The organism is Paraburkholderia sp. BR14312 (assembly GCF_040948675.1).
Lineage (GTDB): Bacteria > Pseudomonadota > Gammaproteobacteria > Burkholderiales > Burkholderiaceae > Paraburkholderia > Paraburkholderia nodosa_A.
In genome coordinates, this window is record NZ_JBFPKI010000001.1 from 37,252 (window position 1) to 54,572 (window position 17,321).

General features: G+C 61.1%; 17 protein-coding genes. 8 read left to right on the top strand and 9 right to left on the bottom strand.

The annotated features are described in order from the left end of the window. Positions 1–22 precede the first annotated feature (22 nt). From AB3X98_RS00130 to AB3X98_RS00140, 3 genes are read right to left on the bottom strand one after another with little or no spacing between them, the layout of a single operon-like run. A complete protein-coding gene (locus AB3X98_RS00130; protein ID WP_368603091.1) occupies positions 23–979 on the bottom strand; it encodes a peptidylprolyl isomerase in 957 nt (318 codons plus the stop codon). A 10-nt stretch (positions 980–989) separates the two neighbouring features. Beyond that, positions 990–2,747, bottom strand: coding sequence for a ShlB/FhaC/HecB family hemolysin secretion/activation protein (locus AB3X98_RS00135; protein WP_368603261.1), 1,758 nt, complete (start codon positions 2,745–2,747; stop codon positions 990–992). A gap of 47 nt (positions 2,748–2,794) precedes the next feature. Beyond that, on the bottom strand, positions 2,795–4,948 hold the full coding sequence (locus AB3X98_RS00140) for a filamentous hemagglutinin N-terminal domain-containing protein (protein WP_368603092.1): 2,154 nt from the start codon (positions 4,946–4,948) through the stop codon (positions 2,795–2,797). 387 nt (positions 4,949–5,335) lie between these two features. Between AB3X98_RS00140 and AB3X98_RS00145 the strand changes: the two genes are divergently transcribed. Further along, the gene (locus tag AB3X98_RS00145; RefSeq protein ID WP_368603093.1) at positions 5,336–6,508 is read left to right on the top strand and encodes a helix-turn-helix transcriptional regulator; all 1,173 of its coding nucleotides are present in this window, start codon (positions 5,336–5,338) and stop codon (positions 6,506–6,508) included. A 183-nt stretch (positions 6,509–6,691) separates the two neighbouring features. Here the strand turns inward: AB3X98_RS00145 and AB3X98_RS00150 are convergent, their stop codons facing one another. Continuing rightward, a complete protein-coding gene (locus AB3X98_RS00150; protein WP_368603094.1) occupies positions 6,692–6,874 on the bottom strand; it encodes a helix-turn-helix domain-containing protein in 183 nt (60 codons plus the stop codon). Between the two features lie 550 nt (positions 6,875–7,424). Beyond that, positions 7,425–7,628 carry a hypothetical protein gene (locus AB3X98_RS00155; protein WP_368603095.1) on the bottom strand — a complete coding sequence of 68 codons (204 nt, stop codon included), beginning with the start codon at positions 7,626–7,628 and terminating at the stop codon, positions 7,425–7,427. Positions 7,629–7,776: 148 nt separating this feature from the next. On the opposite strand from AB3X98_RS00155, the gene AB3X98_RS00160 reads away from it, so the two are divergent. Next, the gene (locus AB3X98_RS00160) at positions 7,777–8,184 is read left to right on the top strand and encodes a hypothetical protein (RefSeq protein ID WP_368603096.1); all 408 of its coding nucleotides are present in this window, start codon (positions 7,777–7,779) and stop codon (positions 8,182–8,184) included. A 109-nt stretch (positions 8,185–8,293) separates the two neighbouring features. Here AB3X98_RS00160 and AB3X98_RS00165 read toward each other — a convergent pair whose 3' ends face one another. Further along, entirely contained in the window at positions 8,294–8,659 is a 366-nt protein-coding gene (locus tag AB3X98_RS00165) for a hypothetical protein (protein WP_368603097.1), read from the bottom strand. A 142-nt stretch (positions 8,660–8,801) separates the two neighbouring features. Further along, complete coding sequence (locus AB3X98_RS00170) at positions 8,802–9,626, bottom strand: NAD-dependent deacetylase (RefSeq protein ID WP_368603098.1); 825 nt, start codon at positions 9,624–9,626, stop codon at positions 8,802–8,804. A 23-nt stretch (positions 9,627–9,649) separates the two neighbouring features. On the opposite strand from AB3X98_RS00170, the gene AB3X98_RS00175 reads away from it, so the two are divergent. Continuing rightward, on the top strand, positions 9,650–10,162 hold the full coding sequence (locus AB3X98_RS00175; RefSeq protein ID WP_368610194.1) for a hypothetical protein: 513 nt from the start codon (positions 9,650–9,652) through the stop codon (positions 10,160–10,162). Positions 10,163–10,255: 93 nt separating this feature from the next. Here the strand turns inward: AB3X98_RS00175 and AB3X98_RS00180 are convergent, their stop codons facing one another. Beyond that, positions 10,256–11,653, bottom strand: coding sequence for a hypothetical protein (locus tag AB3X98_RS00180; protein ID WP_368603100.1), 1,398 nt, complete (start codon positions 11,651–11,653; stop codon positions 10,256–10,258). A 255-nt stretch (positions 11,654–11,908) separates the two neighbouring features. On the opposite strand from AB3X98_RS00180, the gene AB3X98_RS00185 reads away from it, so the two are divergent. The 4 genes from AB3X98_RS00185 (at position 11,909) to AB3X98_RS00200 (ending at position 14,361) form a co-directional block, all read left to right on the top strand. Beyond that, positions 11,909–12,739, top strand: coding sequence for an NAD-dependent deacetylase (locus AB3X98_RS00185; RefSeq protein ID WP_368603101.1), 831 nt, complete (start codon positions 11,909–11,911; stop codon positions 12,737–12,739). A 9-nt stretch (positions 12,740–12,748) separates the two neighbouring features. Beyond that, complete coding sequence (locus tag AB3X98_RS00190) at positions 12,749–13,156, top strand: hypothetical protein (protein WP_368603102.1); 408 nt, start codon at positions 12,749–12,751, stop codon at positions 13,154–13,156. A gap of 160 nt (positions 13,157–13,316) precedes the next feature. Beyond that, the gene (locus tag AB3X98_RS00195) at positions 13,317–13,883 is read left to right on the top strand and encodes a hypothetical protein (RefSeq protein ID WP_368603103.1); all 567 of its coding nucleotides are present in this window, start codon (positions 13,317–13,319) and stop codon (positions 13,881–13,883) included. Between the two features lie 127 nt (positions 13,884–14,010). Continuing rightward, positions 14,011–14,361: a hypothetical protein gene (locus AB3X98_RS00200; RefSeq protein ID WP_368603104.1), complete on the top strand. Its 351-nt coding sequence runs from the start codon at positions 14,011–14,013 to the stop codon at positions 14,359–14,361. A 43-nt stretch (positions 14,362–14,404) separates the two neighbouring features. Here AB3X98_RS00200 and AB3X98_RS00205 read toward each other — a convergent pair whose 3' ends face one another. Next, positions 14,405–15,460 (bottom strand): helix-turn-helix transcriptional regulator, encoded by a 1,056-nt coding sequence (locus AB3X98_RS00205; RefSeq protein ID WP_368603105.1) that lies wholly within the window; start codon positions 15,458–15,460, stop codon positions 14,405–14,407. 186 nt (positions 15,461–15,646) lie between these two features. Here AB3X98_RS00205 and AB3X98_RS00210 point away from each other — a divergent pair, with 186 nt between their 5' ends. Beyond that, positions 15,647–17,293: a hypothetical protein gene (locus AB3X98_RS00210; RefSeq protein WP_368603106.1), complete on the top strand. Its 1,647-nt coding sequence runs from the start codon at positions 15,647–15,649 to the stop codon at positions 17,291–17,293. Positions 17,294–17,321: the final 28 nt, after the last annotated feature.

The following is a 17,321-nucleotide window of genomic DNA, read 5'->3' on the forward strand; positions in this document are numbered from 1 at the left end:
CTTCTGCTGTTACCTTCTGCGGTTACTGCTCGATATGCGCCTGCTTCGTCAGGCCCAGCACGAGCTCGGCGGCTGCCTTCGTCTGTGCGGCCTGCTCCAGTTGCCTGCGCAGCATTTCCTTCGACTGGTCGAAGGTGGGAATCTGCGTGGCGCGCTTTTCGTCGGCGCGCACGATCCAGTAGGTCCCGTCGATCTGCACCGGCGCACTCGTCACGCCGCCCTGCGGCAACTTCACCAGCGCCTCGGCGAGCGGCTGCGGCCAGTTCTGCGTCTTGCCCGCCTCGATCGGCGTCTTGAACGAGATCCAGCCCATTTCACCGCCCTGTGCCGCATTCGGCCCTTGGCTGAACTGACGCGCGAGCTGCGCGAAATCCACGCCCTTCTTGAGCTGGTCGAGCACCTTCTGTGCGGTGTCGGCGTCGCGCGTGGCAATCACGCGCGGCTTGTATTCGGTGTCGCCCAGCGTTGCGACCACCTTGTCGTATTGCGCCTTCACGTCGGCGTCGCTGACCTGCACGGGCTTGAGCTGATCCTGCAGCCACGCCTGGGTGACCACGGTCGCTTTCACCTGATCAATCTCCGCCTGCACAGCAGGCCGGCTTTCGTAGTGCGCCTTTTCTGCCGCCTGGCGGAACAGTTCGCGCGCAATCAGCTGGTTCTTGAGCGTCGCACGCAGCGCTGGGGTGTCCGGCGCATGCGAAAGCTTCACTGCGGCATCGAGCCGGTCCTGTGGAATGGGCACGCCATTCACCCGTGCGATCACGCCCGGCGGCAGTCCGGTCTCCGGTGCGTTCGCGTTTGCCTTCGCGTCCGCATCCGCTTTCGCCTTCGCGCTCGAATCCGTTGCCTTTGCCTTCGCATGCACCGTCGCATACGCGTCGTTCGCGCCAACCACACCCATCGCGCCTGCGGTTGCTGCCACGAACGCCACGCGTACCGCGAACCGGCCTGCGCCCTGCATTGAAATTGACCTGCTCATGTCTGCTCCTTTATTCCGACCAGTTGATCGTTGCGAGTACGACGGTTGCCTTCTCGCCCATGGAAGCGGGCTGCAAAAGCGCCCGGCCCACGAGCACTTCCCCCGTCATCGTGTGGCTACCGAGACGACGCGCGGCGCGTACACCCACGCCTGCGCCCATCAACGTCGGCCAGCCGCCCTGAGCCACCAGGTGCGACTTGCCGCCATCGAGAAATACGTAGGGTTCGAGATGCGTGTCGAAGCACGCGGGCGCGTTCTGCCAGACGGTTTCATTGCGCAGGTAAAAGCCGCTATCGCCGGCGATGCCGCCTTCCGTGAAGCCGCGCACCGAGTCCATGCCGCCGAGAAAGATCTGCTCGTTGCCGAAGAGCGCCACTGCGCTGTACTGCGCGCGCAGCCTGCCCCGGTAGGCGAAGGAGAGCGCACCGAGCTGGCCCACCGTCGCCTGCAGCGTGAGTGTGGCGTCGCCCATGGTGAACTGGCTGTGCGCGTCGCTGCTGTCGATATCGGGGCCGTCATGGCTCGCGGAAAGCCACGGCAGACCCTGCGAAATGCCGAGATCCCATGTGGCCGCGGCCGGGTCGCCATGCGCCGCGAACCGGTACAGCCCGTTCAGACCGATGCGTGCCACCGTGAGGTCCTGCGGGGAGAGTTCGATGCCGTTGACGCTGCGCTCGGTGCGCAACTTGGTGAGCGTGGCGTCCAGACTGATACGGCCGCTCGCCGAGCGCGTGAGCACGTCGTTCCAGCCCAGTGTCTGGCTGAACGTGCGCCCGTCGAGCAGCGCCGTGTCGCCAATGGCCTGCTGATACTCCGAGAGCGCTGTCGTGTAGCTGAGCGTCTGGTAGCCGAAAGGCACCGCTGCGGAAAACACCAGCGCATTGCTGTTTTCGGAGCCCACATAACTGAGCCCGAGGGACTCCTGAAAACCGATCGCGTTGTCCGCCTCGAGTGAAGCGCGATAGCGCAACTTGCCCGTGCTGGAACTGCCATAGTTGTCGAGGCCCGCATCGACATAGAACGGGCCACCATAGTGATTTGTGACGGCGACGATCGAATCACCCGGCGCCTCACCTGGCAGGATCTGGATCTGCGCCTGGTTGCGGCGCAGCCGGTTGATCTGGTCGACGCCCTGCTCGAGGTCAGGCAGGCGCAACGCATCCCCCTGCGAAGCGCCAAATGCCCACGCTGTGCCGTCGTCGGAAAGAAAGCCGCCGCCAACGGGCGGCACACGCCCCGGTTGCGTGCTGCGCGGGCGCAGCGGCTGGCCATTGAGCGTAAACGCCGCGATGCGCCCCGCCACCACGTTGATCGTCAGCGTGCCCGAGGCGAGATTCTGCTGGCCGAGGTACGCGCGCGTGGTGATGTAGCCGTGCGCAATGAAGGCTTCAGTCAGCCGGCGAAGCAGCAGGTTGATACGGTTGCGCCCCAGCATCCTGCCAATGAATGGCTGCGCGACTTCATCGAGCACGCGACGCGAAACTGGCGAGTCGCCGGTGAATTCGATGTGGTCGATGCGGAACATCGGCGCGACATCCGGCAGCGACTCCACGTCCGCGCCGGCAGGCAGGTTCGGCACCGTGCCCTCCGGCACCGAGATCTGTGCGGGCGCCTGCTGAAGTTCGTCGTTGCGTTGCTGGTCGCGCTGCTGTTGCAGCAGGCGCTGCGCCGGGTCCTGCACCGCGCGGGCACCTTGCGGGAGGGCAGGTAGTTGCGACGGAGGCGGTGGAGGCGCAATCTGCGCGCGCGCATTCGACGCGAGCAGCATCGCCGCCAGCGCAGCCGCGCGCAGACCGGCCCGAACGAAGGGCGTGCTCACAGACCGAACCACGACACGAGCCCGATCGAGTTATGCGTGCCGATACCCACCGGCTGCTGCCAGCGCGGGCGCGTCGTGACAACCCCACCGCCCGCATGCACACCGTTGGGCGCGATGAAGGCGCCGCCGTCAATTTCGCCCGCCCCGGTGAGTTCCACGGCGCCCGAGCCGCCCTCGAACAGGCCACCCGTATCCGTTGCGTAAATCGACGCCCAGCCGTTGCCGAACCATGCCTTCAGGTCGTGCGTCTCGTTGATGGCGCTATAGCCCAGGACGGCTTGCGCGAGCGTACGCGGCGCGTCGAGGGAGAGCTTGCCCACGGCAAGCACAGTGCCACCCGTATTGGTGATCTGCGTGCCCGCCTTGAGGCTGATGTCCGTGCCCGCCTCGATCACACCGCCAAAAGCCTGCACGGAACTGTTCGCACTCGACCTGCAGAAAATGAAGCAGGACTGCCGGTACGCCGCCTGGCCGGTAAAAACGGCCTGCGTGTCGAGCGTGCCAAGCGCTGTCATCGAGACTGCGCCGTTATTCGACAGGATCGAGCCGCCTGTATTGGCGATATTGTTTGCGTTGATCGTCAAGTTGCCCGAGTCGGCAGTGACATACGCGAGTTCGTTGGCGTCCGCGATCTGTCCGTAATCGACGTTAAAGCCACTGTTGCGATGGCGGAAGAACAGGAAACCGCTGCTGCTCTGCGAGAAACCCACCGCGGCGCCGTTCGCGACACCCGTGCTGTGATCGACGATGTTGCGGAAATCGCCGCCTGCGACGATGTTCACGTTGTTGTTCGACAGCACGCGCGCGTTTTCATTGACGACATCGCCACCTGCGACGATCGAAACATCGCCCTGCACGCCGAAGAGAATGCCAAGGGCTCCCCCAGGATTGGACTGGTTGAGCACGTTGCCCGTTGCGGCGAGCGTCACGGCGCCCTTCGACGCACTGTCTCCGGAAGTTTGCTGCTGCCCCTGGATGAGCGATCCGACATTGACAATATCGCCGCTGCTCTGAAGCACGACGCCCGCACTCGCCGATGCGACAGTCGAGCCCTTCTGCGCGTTATCGAGTTCGAATGTCAGACTGTTCGCACCCAGATTCACTGCGCCGTTCGCGATGATGCTGCTACCCGTGAGCGTCATTGCGCCGGTAGAGGTGAGCGCGGCTGTGCCGTTGTTGGCGTTGACCTGGGTGTCGGCGAATGCGAGCGCATCCTTGACGTTGAAACTCACGTCCGTGGCCGCGTTGACCGAACTGTTGGAGAACTGCACCGCGCCGTTCGAGCTCAGCGAGAAGTTGCCGAGCGACGCATTCAGCGGACCCGCGCTGCGCACGCCCGGTCCCTGGTCTGTCACGATCAGCTCAATCCGCCCGCTCGCGATACTGCCTGCTGCCGTGATGTCGAGCGCAAAACTTTTTGCCTGCGCGTTGGCAGCACCGGATGTGATCGACATCCAGTCGTTCGCGTTGTCCGACGCGGAAAAGCCCGTGTTGAGCGTGACCGAACTCGTGCCAGCCAGGATGCGTGTGAGCGCCGTACCTGACGAGAACGTGTTGTTCAACGCTCCATTGACCTGGACATTCTTCGCGATCAGATCGAGATCGACGAGTGCACTCGACAGCCCGCCCGGACCAATCACGATCGTGCCGCCAGTCGTGCCGAGCACGACATTGCGCTGTACCACGCCCGGCGCAATCTGCACATCGCTGAAGCTGACCTGGCCGGTCGTGAGCGCAACGTGGCCGGCGTTGATGAACGAACCACCGTTGACCGTGATGCCGTTGGGATTGGCGAGAATGACGTTCGCGCGCGAGCCCGCCACGGTGATTGCGCCTTCGATCAGGCTCGGATTCGTGCTCGTCACCTGATTGACGATCGTACGCGCGTTGATCCCGACGTTATTGAGCGTCGCGCCCGCTGCACCCACATTGAACGTCGAATAGGTGTTCTGCGAAACGCCTGCGACAGCCGGCGCAATATTGACGGTTTGTGCCCCGCCCGCAGTGGTCGTGACCGTCGTTGTGGTTTTGCCATCCGGCAAGATACCGGCGGCGAGCGCGAACGGTGGCGCCAGGACCGCGCTGGTCAGGAAAGCGAATAACGCGCGCAGGCCATCGCTGCGCGCCTGGTCATACCATCGGCTTTGCATTGTTCTCTTCCCCGGCACGCGCGAGCGTGCGTGGGGAACCCCGGAGCGGTCGGTGTACCGCGTGTTTTAAGTTCGTTTCTGGCTGCTCATGCGAAGCTATCGGCAACCTTCAGACGAATCTTTAATAGAGGCGATGATTTTATGCTGGCTGAATTAAAGTAATACAAATGATTGGATTTTGAAATATAATTGAATGCTTTTGCTCCACTCGAGTTGAACTTCATCGATTGAGACGACGGTAACGAACCGGAATCCCCGCCGTAACTCAATAATCCCAGGCTTGCAGAAAGTTAATCGAAAACGTCAACGTCTATACCCTAGGTGACGTGGCGCACAACACGCTTCCCAGGACGCACTTCCGCCGCGCATCGCGCGAGGAGATGCACGATGACGTTTAACAGTGACCTTGAACGACTGATCCTTGCTCTCAATGAAGCGAGTCTCGATCCCCAAAACGTCCCGACGGCCCTCGGATCAATTGCGAAGGAAATCGGCGCCGAACATGTGAATTTGTGGATCCGGTCGCCAGATGAATCGCGTTCAGCACATGACTGGGACGGAATAGAGCCCGAGTACATCGACTCGTATGAGCGCTATTACAATCAACTCGATCCGATCGTTCCCCTGACGAGTTCATGGATGCCAGGTACGCTCTTCACAGACCAGATGCTGGTTTCCGCCACGGTTTTGAGTCGGAGTGAGTTCTATCAGGACTGGGTGCGACCACAAGGAATCGGTGGGATTGCTCTCGCAAACTTCATGCGCGACGGTGATCTTGTAGGTTTGTTCGGTGCCCCGCGTGCGTCCGTACGACCGTACCCGCAACGCAGTCTGGAAATGATAAGTGCGCTGCTTCCTCATCTCCGTCACGCAATACGTACGCTGCGTACCTTAGGGGATCTCAGCATAAGAGCGCGGGACTACGCGAATGCGTTGAATGCCCTTACGCAGAAGATATTCATCGTGGACGAGAACGCCCGGGTTCGCCACTGCAACCACACGGCCGAATTGCTGCTTTCTACGCACAGGGGGCTGCACATCGACCATCACGTACTAACCACGCCAACCCTATCGACTACAAGAGCGCTACACCGACTGATTGCTCAAGCGACCTGCACTGATCGACAGCAACAAAGGGGCGGCGCGATGCTCATCGACTGTGTTCCACCCGGTTGTGCGATCAGAATACTCGTCACACCCATCAATTCAGAAGCAACCATTGAATCCGGCCTATCCTTTGCTCCACGTACTGCCTTGATAGTGGTTGCCGAATCGGAAAACAGGCACGCGAACGCACACCAGCACCTCCAATCCCTATTCGGGCTAACGCATGGTGAAGCTCGGGTGGCTTGTGAAATCGGGAGGGGGTCAACACCGAAGGAGGTGGCTCAGACGCTAGGCGTAATGCCTTCCACAGTCCGTACTCATCTTCATCAAATTTATTCTAAAATGGGAGTGAGACGGCAGAGCGACCTGGTGCGAATCGTGACGCAGCTCGGCACTGTTGCGGAGCGCGGGATGAGTCATGAAGGTATGCATGTCGAACGTCATCCCAAGTGACAAAGGACCATTGCGCATCGCAGGATTTGACATTACAGGTCAACTGTCACAGTCAGGTTAGCGGCACGCTGGTACGTCAAGCCGGCATGCGCGTCGCCTCAGCGTGCGAAGACGCCGAAGTGCAGATGGCGAGGAGCGCCCTGCTTAACGCACTATGCCGAACGCCTGACTGAACGTGGACCTTCAGGGCAAGCGGTCACGAATGACGAGCAGCAGATCGAGGTGTCTTTCAACGAGCAGCGGAATGGCCGACTCACCGCGGGTCCATCGACCGATGGTCCGGCGGTCGTAGCCCGAATATTCAGCGAACGTCACCTGCGTCCAGCCGAGGCGCGCCAATGCGTATGAAAGGTCAGCGGGTTTCATTGCGAGATGGACAAAATGTCCCACGCGGCGGGGGCTAAGTGACGCATTTTGTTATGAAAGGCGGCAATCTGCAAACCTCGACCTGCTGGCGGTGATACGCGTGGCATCGGCGCTGACCCGGCTGGCAAAGCGGACGCCGTTTCCCCTGCGGCCCCACTGCCCTTCTGACTGGCCGCCAGCGCCGTCTCTTCGCTGTTTACCTATGTAGCACGTAAAACCATTGATCGCGTGGTGGTAGTGCTGCCCCGTCCCGGCAGTCCGGTCAGAGATCAAAGCCGTTACGCGATCGAGTCGAATGCACGGACCGGAAGTCCGGAGTGTCGACACCAACATCGCGCGCACGTGTACGCCTACCTTGACGGGAGCTGATCAAGTTCGTGATGGCCGTCGCCATCGAGCCAACGATGGCCATCACCGCAACCGCGTAATTGACGCCAGGCACGCGGCGGTTGATGTCGCCGCTCGTCGGCGTTAGCGCTGGCTGTCCCAAACATCGATCAGGCGCCGGAACCGGTAGCCTGACCGTATTCCCAGCCGTGGGGCCTACTCTTCAACCGTCCGCCCAAATCATGGCGACCCACAGGTTACCCGTACCCGCGAAGCGAAACTGCCGGTCGCACGTCAGATTCAAGCGAGGGTCATGTTCGCCGATCCGCTGGAATTTCGAGTCGCGCTCTACCTGCTTGTCGGAAGCGTCCGTCTCGATGCTACCGACCACGCGAAAGTGATCGTCGCGCAGATGTTCCAATGCCATGGCACTTACGCCGCAAAAGTATGGTCATTGCCCGAGCACCGAAAGCGTTCGCAGGCCCTCGATGTAATCTGAGTAAATAGACATCGGGACACGATGTGTCCGAATGCGGACTCATCATTTCGTCATCGCCACTACACAGGGGGAGCGGATGACCGCATCGACACCCAGCCGCCGGAGTCTCGCCGATACATCCGCGAAGGAACCTGTCGCAATCCGCATGCTCAACAGCGGCTTTTCGAAGGCCAAAACCGCGGCGTGTGAAACGCTCGCATCGGGCATTCCGAGCCCTTACACCATCCGGAATCTCGATGCCGCGATCGCCCACCTCGAACGGGTACTGTGCGCGGATACTCTGGCCATTTTCGGTCCTGGCTACTGGCGCCGGAAAATCCGCCAGGTTGAGGCGACGTCCGGCCTCATGCACTCGCAACTTCGCCGCCTGCAGGCTTTGCAGGAACGGCTCCCTCGTGTGCCGCCGCGTACTGTCGACATCAGAGAACGGACACAGCACCAAAGCACACGAGACTCTCATCGCAAAGGTGAATGGTTAGGATAACAAAACAACCTAGCCGCCGCCTCGTCACCGCTCCTTCGCACACACTCCGTGACACTCAAACACATCGTTCATCTTGACGCTTCGCTGTGCGAGAACATTGTTCTTCGGCTCATTCCACGAACTGCTGTCGAAAGATTTCCCCGAAGTCTTGGAAGCGCTGACCGACCGTGGCCCGCACTTCAAACGCATCGGGCAAATCGCCAGCCCCGAAGAACGCGAACAGTGGCTGGCGAGACTCGTCTGAAAGTTGAAGCTCAGTTTCCTCGTAAAGGTACAGCAGCCGTACCTCATCGTCGACGCCCACGGTTGCTTCGGCTATTCGCGGGAGCTTTTCCGCTCGCACTGGCTTTTCAGACGAGACTACGCCCATGCCGTCAATGCGGGCGAGGAATGGGCGGCACAAATTACGCAGACGGGTACGGTAGATTTCGGCGTTAGACGCGATGGCGATGCTCCCGGCATCGCGACACGACATCAGCTGAAGCGCTTGCGTACTCCGTACGTCCGTTGCTGACCGTACATTCGGGCAGGAAAAGGCGCCGGTTAGTCAATGTGCAGTCTCTGGAATATCGGCAACTCGTCCTGAATCCTGTGCGCTGCGCGACCGCGCCGCCACACTACCGCGCAGCCCAGAGCCGATCGAGCATCGCCAGGACGTCGCGCGCGCCACCGCGCAGGCCCACTCCACGCCCCGGGTCGATTTCGGGCTCGCGCGAGTTGATGCGGATGACACGCGGTCCATTGCGCTCGCTGAAGCGCCTGACCGTAGGAAGCGAAGTGCCTGCACCCAGTTCGACCACCACGCGACGCGTGCATCCTCGCAGCCAGGCATCGAGCCGCGCACGCTGGCGCTGCTCGCGCGAGTCGAGCCAACTCCAGTCGTAGAACATCAAGACGTTCGGCCGGGCCAGTGCAGCACAATGCGGACAGCGCGGCAGCGCATTGAGCAACCGGCACGCAACCGGGTCGACCTGCGGCTCGAATCTATCTGCTGGCCAGATAGCATGCGAGCACGGCTGAGTACACTGCAGGAAGTGAATGGAACCGTGACACTCGGCGACCACTTCCTCGGGAAATCCTGCTTTCTGGAACTGGCCGTCGACGTTGCTCGTGAAGACGAATGCACCATGCTCCATGCGCTGCGCCCATCGGCGCAAGATCGCAAAGCCGCCATGCGGTTCAATACGACGGTAGAGCGCGAGGCGGTGACCATAGAAGCCCCAGGCCAGCGTCGGATCCGTTTTGAACGCATCCGGATTGGCGATGGACTGGAACGGGATCTTCGCGTCGCCCAGAGCGGGATACGCAGCCCACATGCCCGTGTTCCCGCGAAAGTCGGGCAGGCCGGAATCCACTCCCATACCGGCGCCCGCCGTAATCAGCAAACCGTCCGCTTCGGACAGCCAGTCCACCGCGCGCTCATAGCATTCACTATTGGTCATTGAAAGAGAACCTCGCGATTCAGATGGGTATCGATAAACAAACCCATAGCGTAGATGGCGTTCGAGACATTTGGCGTCGCCTCTATCACCATCGCGCCTGTCGATCTTCGGAATGGATGAAGGCTTCGCACGATGAGGACATGATTTGTCCCAACGGCACCGGACAATGGAATTTCAAGCGATATTCGGGACGTTCCCGTCACCGGAGGAACTCATTGATCATCGAAGCGGGCAAGCTGGCCTGCGTTCGCTTGCAATTCGTTCGCCTCGCGCGGCACCGCTCACGTCACCAGGCCCGAAGCCACCGGGCACCGAACTACCTCGTCCGCTATCAGTTGGAAGGCGTGGCCGCTCGAGAGGCGTGGGCCGATCCTCCAACGAAACCGCAACTGATATGGCGCATCCGCTCGAGCCGTCCGCGGGATTGCGTGATGGTCGAGCTGACGTCGGATGGCAATGCGATTGTCGGATGGACCAATCGGACGCTCGACACGCTATTGAATGAACTCGGCGATACCTGGGGCGAAACGGACTGATGAGCTTGCTGCGCCCCGGGGGCGTCGATGAGCAGTCAGCGCCTTGCCGATCGTCGCGCGCAAGAGCCGGCACGCCGGAGGGCTGCTGACGCTTCAAGCGTCCTGCTCTCGCGATAGGTACCACTCAAGGAGCGGCCGTATATTGACGCAGCCGTTCTCGACGTCCACCTTGGAGGCAAGCCGCCACGCGAGGTGCGGCGTTTTCCGCACGCGTTCAAGGACGCCCACTTCTTCGAGGACGGCGACGAGTCTGCTGGTGTCAGGAGCATTTCCAGCCTCGTTTCGTGCCAGCCTGTAGGCTTTGCCCATGCCCCAGCGGCCGTTCGGGTCTCGGGTCTCCGTCGCGCTATTGTGCAGACCGAATGGCTTCTCGCCGTATTCCTCCGCGGAAACGAGAAGCGTCAGGGCCCTGTTGACAATCGCGTCGCTGAATTCGATTATCTGATCCGCGCCCTCGCCCACCGTTTCGATACTGGATGTGACTATTCGGTAACGGAAGGCCGTCCGCCTACCAAGGGTCTTGCAAGCAACCCAGCTCTCGCTCGGCTCATCGGAAACAGCGACCGGGCCGCCGCTCAGCTGATCGCCGCTGGGCGCGTCGTCGGCGGATACTGTGTCTCCCGTCGATGGCGAATTCAGGTCATATCCAATCATGAAAAGCGCCGATTCGAGCGCCCGAAGTCGCGTGCCCTCATCGGCGATCGCCCTGAAGCCGCTGTGAGGCGCGCCTTCCCGACGCAGGACTTCGGTCAGGATCCAGTTGGCTCGCATATTCCATTCGGCATGCATCGGCCCCGACTGCAAGCGAGGAAAGTTCCAACCTCCCTCACTCGGATTGCGCTGCTTCGGAGCGCGCGCGTTGGCCGCCTCATAGCCTGGAGCCCAAGGGAACCTCAGTCCATCCGGCACCGTCGAAATTCCGTGAATCCGGCAATACTTGACCACCGCCCATCCGAGCGCCGCAGCGACCCGGCTGTCGTAAATGATGAAATCGCTGCATACCAGCGAATAGACTTTTGTCATGCCGGCGTTGAACCGCAACGCGCGAGACGTTAGCGTGGAATGGGCCGTGTCGCCAGCTTCGAAAGCCAGCCGCGTTGCATTGATCAGCGCGGCTAGGCCCGGTTCGTTCTGAAGCAACCAGTTGACGTTCCCGCGTCGCACGCCACCCCAGATCATAACGTCGATAGCGGCGACCAGCGCGTCGCGGTCACTACGCGTCGAGTCAAGTGCAGCCAGGAGATCGGACCGCAGCGCAGCCAGCACTTTCGCATTCGACGTGAACGTGCTGCCCTCCAGTACTCCGAGCCGAGCGATTTCGTCGTGAGGCCAGGCATATTGAACGTAGGCATCGAAAAGGCTGCGACACTTCCATTGCATACCGTTTTTTCTGTTGCGATAAGCGTGCGCAAACGTTTCGCTATCGAGATGCTTGCTCATCCACACAACGAACTTATTCACTTCCCCGGTCAAATACTCGTCTTTTGTCATACGCGATTCTCAGCATTACGGATACCGTTCGATATCGGCATCCCGGTTAGCGACTTTAATTGCGGCGAGCGCCCGCGCAGGTGCGACCTGAATGTTTGCCCAACGGGCGCCACAGTCGATTATCCAGCATGATCTGGACACTCGATGTCCTGATCGCTCGTGTGTGGCCCCACCCACGACGCATCGCGAATCAGGACAGCATCTGTCCTGTTCAAGGTGGATGCTTAGGCCGTCATCAATCGACGGAGAAGCTGAATGAACGCCCATGAGATCCACCGTGCAGCCGACTTGGTAGCCGATGCGGACGCTTTGATCATCGCCGCAGGCGCGGGAATGAGCGTCGATTCCGGACTGCCGGATTTTCGTGGATCGCGCGGCGTCTGGACAGCGCTCGACACGCCTGGCGCGACAGAAGATGGCCTGCGCGAACTGTTGCAAGGACGCTGCTTTACGGCCAACCCGAGGAAAGCAATGCAGTTCTATGGTCATGCGCTTGACGTATGCCGACGAACGACGCCTCATCAGGGATATGGCCTGTTGCTCGAATGGGCCCGCAAGAAGACGCACGGCGCATTCGTCTACACGAGCAACGTCGACGGGCAATTCCAGGCTGCTGGATTTGCCGAGGCGCGGATTCTCGAATGCCATGGCTCAATCCATCATTTCCAGTGCGCCCGGCCGTGCTCGCCGCAAATCTGGCCAGCGACGGGATTCGATAAATCGATGCACGCCGCATATTCAACGCTACTGCCACGTTGTCCGCGCTGCGGCGGCCCCGCGCGCCCGAACTTCCTTTTGTTCTCGGATCCGGCGTGGCTAGTCTCGCGTACCAATGCGCAACGCCTGAGAATGGAGGTCTGGCGTGGCGCCCCCGAGCGTCCCTTGGTCATCGAAATCGGCGCGGGACTCGCGCTCCCGACGGTACGTATGTTTTCCGAAAGCCTGCGCATTCCCCTTGTCCGCATCAATACGCACGATGTGCAAGCGGCCAGAGCGAACACCGTGAGTCTGCAAGGGACGGCGCTCGAAGCGCTTCGGCACATCGAGCGCGAACTTTCCCGGCGGTTTGCGTGCCAACACGGTTGAGAACCCAACATGCCCCAGCTTATCGAACACATTGACGCGATTGCGCGTTCCAAAAAGCGCGATGTCCTGTTTTTGACGTTCACGCGCGAAGGCAAGCGTGATCCTGGCCGATTCACGTTGAACGAAAGTCGTATCGAGATACTGAGATGGCTCGATTCGATGGGTATAGGCTGGCAGCCGTGCGGCGAAATCGCCTCGGAGTATCGTTTCGCCTCTTACGACGGGGCGGTTTATATCGACGTACCGTTCGACGTCCTCGCTCCGGAATATCAGAAGCTGCAAACGTTTCTCGAATATCCAGATGGCACGATTCGCTTCCCGGACACAAGCTTCTTCGTTCTGGATCTCCAGACCGCTATGCAAAATGCCCACCACGACGAGCCGGGTTTTTGGGAGCGTATTGCTGACAATTTTTAGCCTCCTGGGTTCGCCGCGTCAAATGTACGGCGTGCAGGACGGAAAATGACGCGAAAACTAAAAAGGTTTCCGTTCAGAATCCTTTAAGCCATACTTTTGGGCAGCGAGTGGCACGGCTATGTGCCGAAAAGTAGGATAACCTCATCAATCGCAAGCAGAAATGGACCAGGACCAAACATACGAATATCGGGGATACCGCCTTGTCGCAAAACCAGCGGACAACGGGGCAAGATGCTGGGCCTGGCGCGACGGCGTGCCCGTCCACAAGTTGATTGGGTGCGACGTGCCTGACGCCATTCAGCGGACCCGCAATGCTATAGATTCCGATCTGGGCGTGGCCGCGCGTGACGGCGACGCCGGGGACGCGGCATATACGCGCGCGCTAGAGGCGGTCTTGCCGGAACTCAGCACGGGTCAGCTCAAAATGCTGCAGGCTCACTATCGCGCCCCCGATCGCATCATAACTGCAACGGAGCTGGCAAAGGCTGCTGGTTACTCGAACTACAGCGGAGCCAACCTCCAGTACGGCAACCTCGGCAAAGCCGTGCATGCGCATCACCCGGTTGATCTGCCCGTCCGTAGCAACGGGACGCTCGTCTACACCTGCGCCCTGGCTGACTCCCCGGATCTTGAACCCTCCGCGACCGAAGACGATTCGCACTGGCGCTGGCGCATGCTGCCGTCGTTGGCGTTCGCTTTATGCGCGCTCGGCCTGGTCGCGAAATAGGGCGAATCCACGCGCGCCTAAAGTCCTGCTCAACGGCGCCGATAAATCGTCCAGTACGAGCTCGTTTGGCGCGAGGATAGCCGCGACGCTGGGCGCTCGAATCGTCACATCAATCCACGGGAATGCAATGTCTATTGAGTATGCACGATACACCACCGACGAATTGACCAGCGAGAAGCTGGACAGTCTGATCGCGTCGAAGACGTCGTTTCAGATCGTCAGCATTCAACACATGAGCTCGGTAGTCGAAAAGGTCGAAAACCGCATCGAGAAGGCGGGATTAACCTGCCGGGTATATACGGAGTACCGTTCTGCAGCAATGGCGGGTTCGCTCTTGGGCGGCGTGACGGCGCTCGCCGGCGTCGCGTCGGCGGCGGCCATCGCGGCTCACAATCTGGCGACGTGGGACCCCGACTACGAACTTGGCAAGAATCAGGTAAAGGGCCAGCTCACGGTCGTGTACAAGAAGGAAAAATGATGCAAGGAGGTGACTCACGCTGCGTGGGTCACCTCCTTGCGCTTCATTCTTCAGACGACGCTGGCACCGAAGGCTTCAGCGCATACCGGCGCGCGGCCGCTTCCAGTTGCTGCGCGATTTGCTCGCGCATTCGTGAGGGCGCCAGCAACTCCACCGTCGACGCATGTTCGAGCAGCAGGTTGCGCAACGCCAGCGAGGGCGTCATCGTTGCCGTCAAGACGAAGCCGCCCGGCTCTTCCGTAATGACCTGATCGTGCGCGAGCCGCGCCGCACGAAACGAACTACGCACGCCGCCTGCCTCGGTAACGCGCAACATCACCTGTTCTGGCGGTTCCGGAAACCATTCAAAGATCTTTTCTCCGCGAATGAATGCCTCCAGATCGAACGACGCGTCCCGCTCCATGCCATAGCCGCGCGACGCCACGGACACAATACGGTCCATGCGCAGCAGGAACGGATCGCCTTGCGCCCCGCTCGACCGGCGCAGGCTCACCACCAGATACCAGAACGGCGCCTTCTCGACGATCGCATACGGCAACACCACGTATTCGCGCATGACGCCCAAGGGCGCATCGGCGGGGCAATAAGCGATATGCAAAGTCTCGTCGCGGTAAAGCGCGGCGCAGACAGTGTCGAACACGACGTCGTCGATCTCGGGCGCGAGCACGGGATAGCCCGGCTCGACACGAGCCGTCTTGCCGATCCATGCCTGCGCATTGCGAATCCGGGAGTCCGGCGGCGGAACGCCCAGCACGCGATTGGCACCCTCAAGATATTCCTGAAAATCGCCGATAACGCCGGGAGGCACATGGTGTCTCGCCAGCTGACGCAGTTTGAGTAACGCAAGTGAGAGATCGACCGGTGGGCGCATCGCGTCGCGCGGTCCGCGCGCGAGCAGCATCCACGTCGTGTTGCGGCCCTCGCCTTCGCGTTCGATCAGGCGTTCGTCCTGCAGTTTGAGGAGCAGACGGCGCACGGTCCTTTCGCCCAGCTCCGGCAGGCGAGCGAGCACGGCACGCTTGAGTTCGCCGGAAGGCCAGGCGCGTTGCGCCTGTGACGCCATGATGTCGAGTACGGTCTTTTCTTCCAGAGTGAGCATGGATGGTGTTGATTTTTTCGCTTGAGAAGTTATTGATTCCGGCCACAGGCGCCATGCTCTTCCGTCAATCGGACACGGTTTGTCCAGATGGACACCAATGATGACGGGGTCGCCAGAACACGCAGCGCGGGCTGCCGCGCAGGCACGAAGGCACACACCCGTCACTCACTTTTAAACGAAGCGAATATGTCACTCCTGACCCGCAACGATTCCAGTCCCGCCACGCCAGCAGCCTCTTCCACGGGTTTATCGGCGGCCACCCCCGTCGCCTTGAGCGACGCCGGCGATATCGCGGTGCACGACACCTCCCTTGATGACGGCGATGAGCAAGCAGGCCTGCCCGTCAACGAGCGTGGCGAGCCGCTCGATGCGGCAGCGGCACAAGCCGCGCACATCGTGAGTACGTTTCTGGGCGACTATGCGGCGAAGGATCGCGAGCAAACCGATGCACAATGGCTAACCGTCCAGTTCCGCAAGTACCCGGAACTGTGGAGCGATGAAGCGGAGATCGAGTCGGCGGCGCGCGAAGTCTCGGTGAGTGTGGCCGAGACCTTCGGACGCAGAGCGTCGCTCAACGACGCGTTGGCAAACGGCCAGAGCCGCGCGGGGTGGTTCGCGAGCGAGCTCGAACGCGTTGCGGCGACCAAGGGTGTCCACGATGTCGGTGCCTATGCGAACACCGTCGAAAATGCGCTCGAGCAGGCCACGCGCAACAGCGCCACGGTAATCCGCCGCGCAGACGGTGCGATCAGCGGCTGCCTGAATCTGGACGGCTTCATCGCCGAGCAGCACCACGTCGACACTTTCAACGTCGATGCCGTCACCCGCGGCAGCCCCTATCGCGCGAAAGTCATGGCGCCCGCCCCCGGCGAACGTTACGGCAAGAATTCGGTCGACATCGTGATCTGCGACGGCGATGGCAAGATCATGCGTCGGTATCAATCCAAGTACGGCGCCGACGCTGATGTCACCAGCGATCTGTTTGCCAAGGGTGACTATCGCGGTCAGCGCAAGCTCGTGCCCGAGGGCCACGGCGACGCGGTGTCACGCAGCACCGAAACGATTGAGATGGATGGTGTTTCGTCGAAGCCGCTCAGCAAGGAACAGGCGAAGCAGCAACAACACGACGCACAGGAAAATGGCGAGTCGGCGTTCTACGACTGGGAGCGGGTGAACCGGCGTGCCGTGGCGCGTCAGATTCTCAAAGGTGCCCTGCTCGCCGCTGTCGTGGCCGTAGGCTTCGAGGGTGCGCGCATTCTCGGCCGCCGCACATGGAATACGCTGCAGGGCAAGACCAACCCGACGATCGCGGAAGACCTCAAGGCATTCCTTCTCGGCTCCCTTGGCAGCGCGGCGAACGCGGGCTTTCACACCGCGTTTGCGGGGGCCATGGTCATCGCCGTCAAACGCGGCCTGCTCGGCGAGCTGCTCAAGCAGACCGCGCCAGGCCGTATCGCTTCGGCGGCGTTTATCGCGCTTGAAAATGTCAAGGTGCTCTGGCAACTCGGCCAGGGCCGCATCACCGCCGAAGAGGCGCTTGACACCATCGGCGAAACCACGACAGTCGCGATCATTTCGCTGGCCGTGATGACCGAAGGTGCTGCCCTCGGCGCCGCCGTCGGTGCGGTATTCGGACCCGTAGGCGTCGCCATCGGCGGCTTCACGGGCGGGCTCGTGGCCGGCATGGCAGGAGGCGTTGTGGGCAAAGCCATCTATGCCGGCTCGAAGACGCTCGGCAAAAAGGCCGTCCAGGTTGTGTCGCGCGTCGCCGACTCGATCACGGAAGGCGCGAGCCGCATGGTCGATTCCATGCTGTCGCTCTTCGGCATTTGATAGGGGAAGCCGGTCTATGCAAACACGA

Bases quoted from the DNA above. Each gene is read 5' to 3' on its own strand.
- AB3X98_RS00130 (WP_368603091.1), bottom strand. From the start codon at position 979: ATGAGCAGGTCAATTTCAATGCAGGGCGCAGGCCGGTTCGCGGTACGC.
- AB3X98_RS00135 (WP_368603261.1), bottom strand. From the start codon at position 2,747: ATGCTGCTCGCGTCGAATGCGCGCGCGCAGATTGCGCCTCCACCGCCT.
- AB3X98_RS00140 (WP_368603092.1), bottom strand. From the start codon at position 4,948: ATGCAAAGCCGATGGTATGACCAGGCGCGCAGCGATGGCCTGCGCGCG.
- AB3X98_RS00145 (WP_368603093.1), top strand. From the start codon at position 5,336: ATGACGTTTAACAGTGACCTTGAACGACTGATCCTTGCTCTCAATGAA.
- AB3X98_RS00150 (WP_368603094.1), bottom strand. From the start codon at position 6,874: ATGAAACCCGCTGACCTTTCATACGCATTGGCGCGCCTCGGCTGGACG.
- AB3X98_RS00155 (WP_368603095.1), bottom strand. From the start codon at position 7,628: ATGGCATTGGAACATCTGCGCGACGATCACTTTCGCGTGGTCGGTAGC.
- AB3X98_RS00160 (WP_368603096.1), top strand. From the start codon at position 7,777: ATGACCGCATCGACACCCAGCCGCCGGAGTCTCGCCGATACATCCGCG.
- AB3X98_RS00165 (WP_368603097.1), bottom strand. From the start codon at position 8,659: ATGTCGTGTCGCGATGCCGGGAGCATCGCCATCGCGTCTAACGCCGAA.
- AB3X98_RS00170 (WP_368603098.1), bottom strand. From the start codon at position 9,626: ATGACCAATAGTGAATGCTATGAGCGCGCGGTGGACTGGCTGTCCGAA.
- AB3X98_RS00175 (WP_368610194.1), top strand. From the start codon at position 9,650: ATGGGTATCGATAAACAAACCCATAGCGTAGATGGCGTTCGAGACATT.
- AB3X98_RS00180 (WP_368603100.1), bottom strand. From the start codon at position 11,653: ATGACAAAAGACGAGTATTTGACCGGGGAAGTGAATAAGTTCGTTGTG.
- AB3X98_RS00185 (WP_368603101.1), top strand. From the start codon at position 11,909: ATGAACGCCCATGAGATCCACCGTGCAGCCGACTTGGTAGCCGATGCG.
- AB3X98_RS00190 (WP_368603102.1), top strand. From the start codon at position 12,749: ATGCCCCAGCTTATCGAACACATTGACGCGATTGCGCGTTCCAAAAAG.
- AB3X98_RS00195 (WP_368603103.1), top strand. From the start codon at position 13,317: ATGGACCAGGACCAAACATACGAATATCGGGGATACCGCCTTGTCGCA.
- AB3X98_RS00200 (WP_368603104.1), top strand. From the start codon at position 14,011: ATGTCTATTGAGTATGCACGATACACCACCGACGAATTGACCAGCGAG.
- AB3X98_RS00205 (WP_368603105.1), bottom strand. From the start codon at position 15,460: ATGCTCACTCTGGAAGAAAAGACCGTACTCGACATCATGGCGTCACAG.
- AB3X98_RS00210 (WP_368603106.1), top strand. From the start codon at position 15,647: ATGTCACTCCTGACCCGCAACGATTCCAGTCCCGCCACGCCAGCAGCC.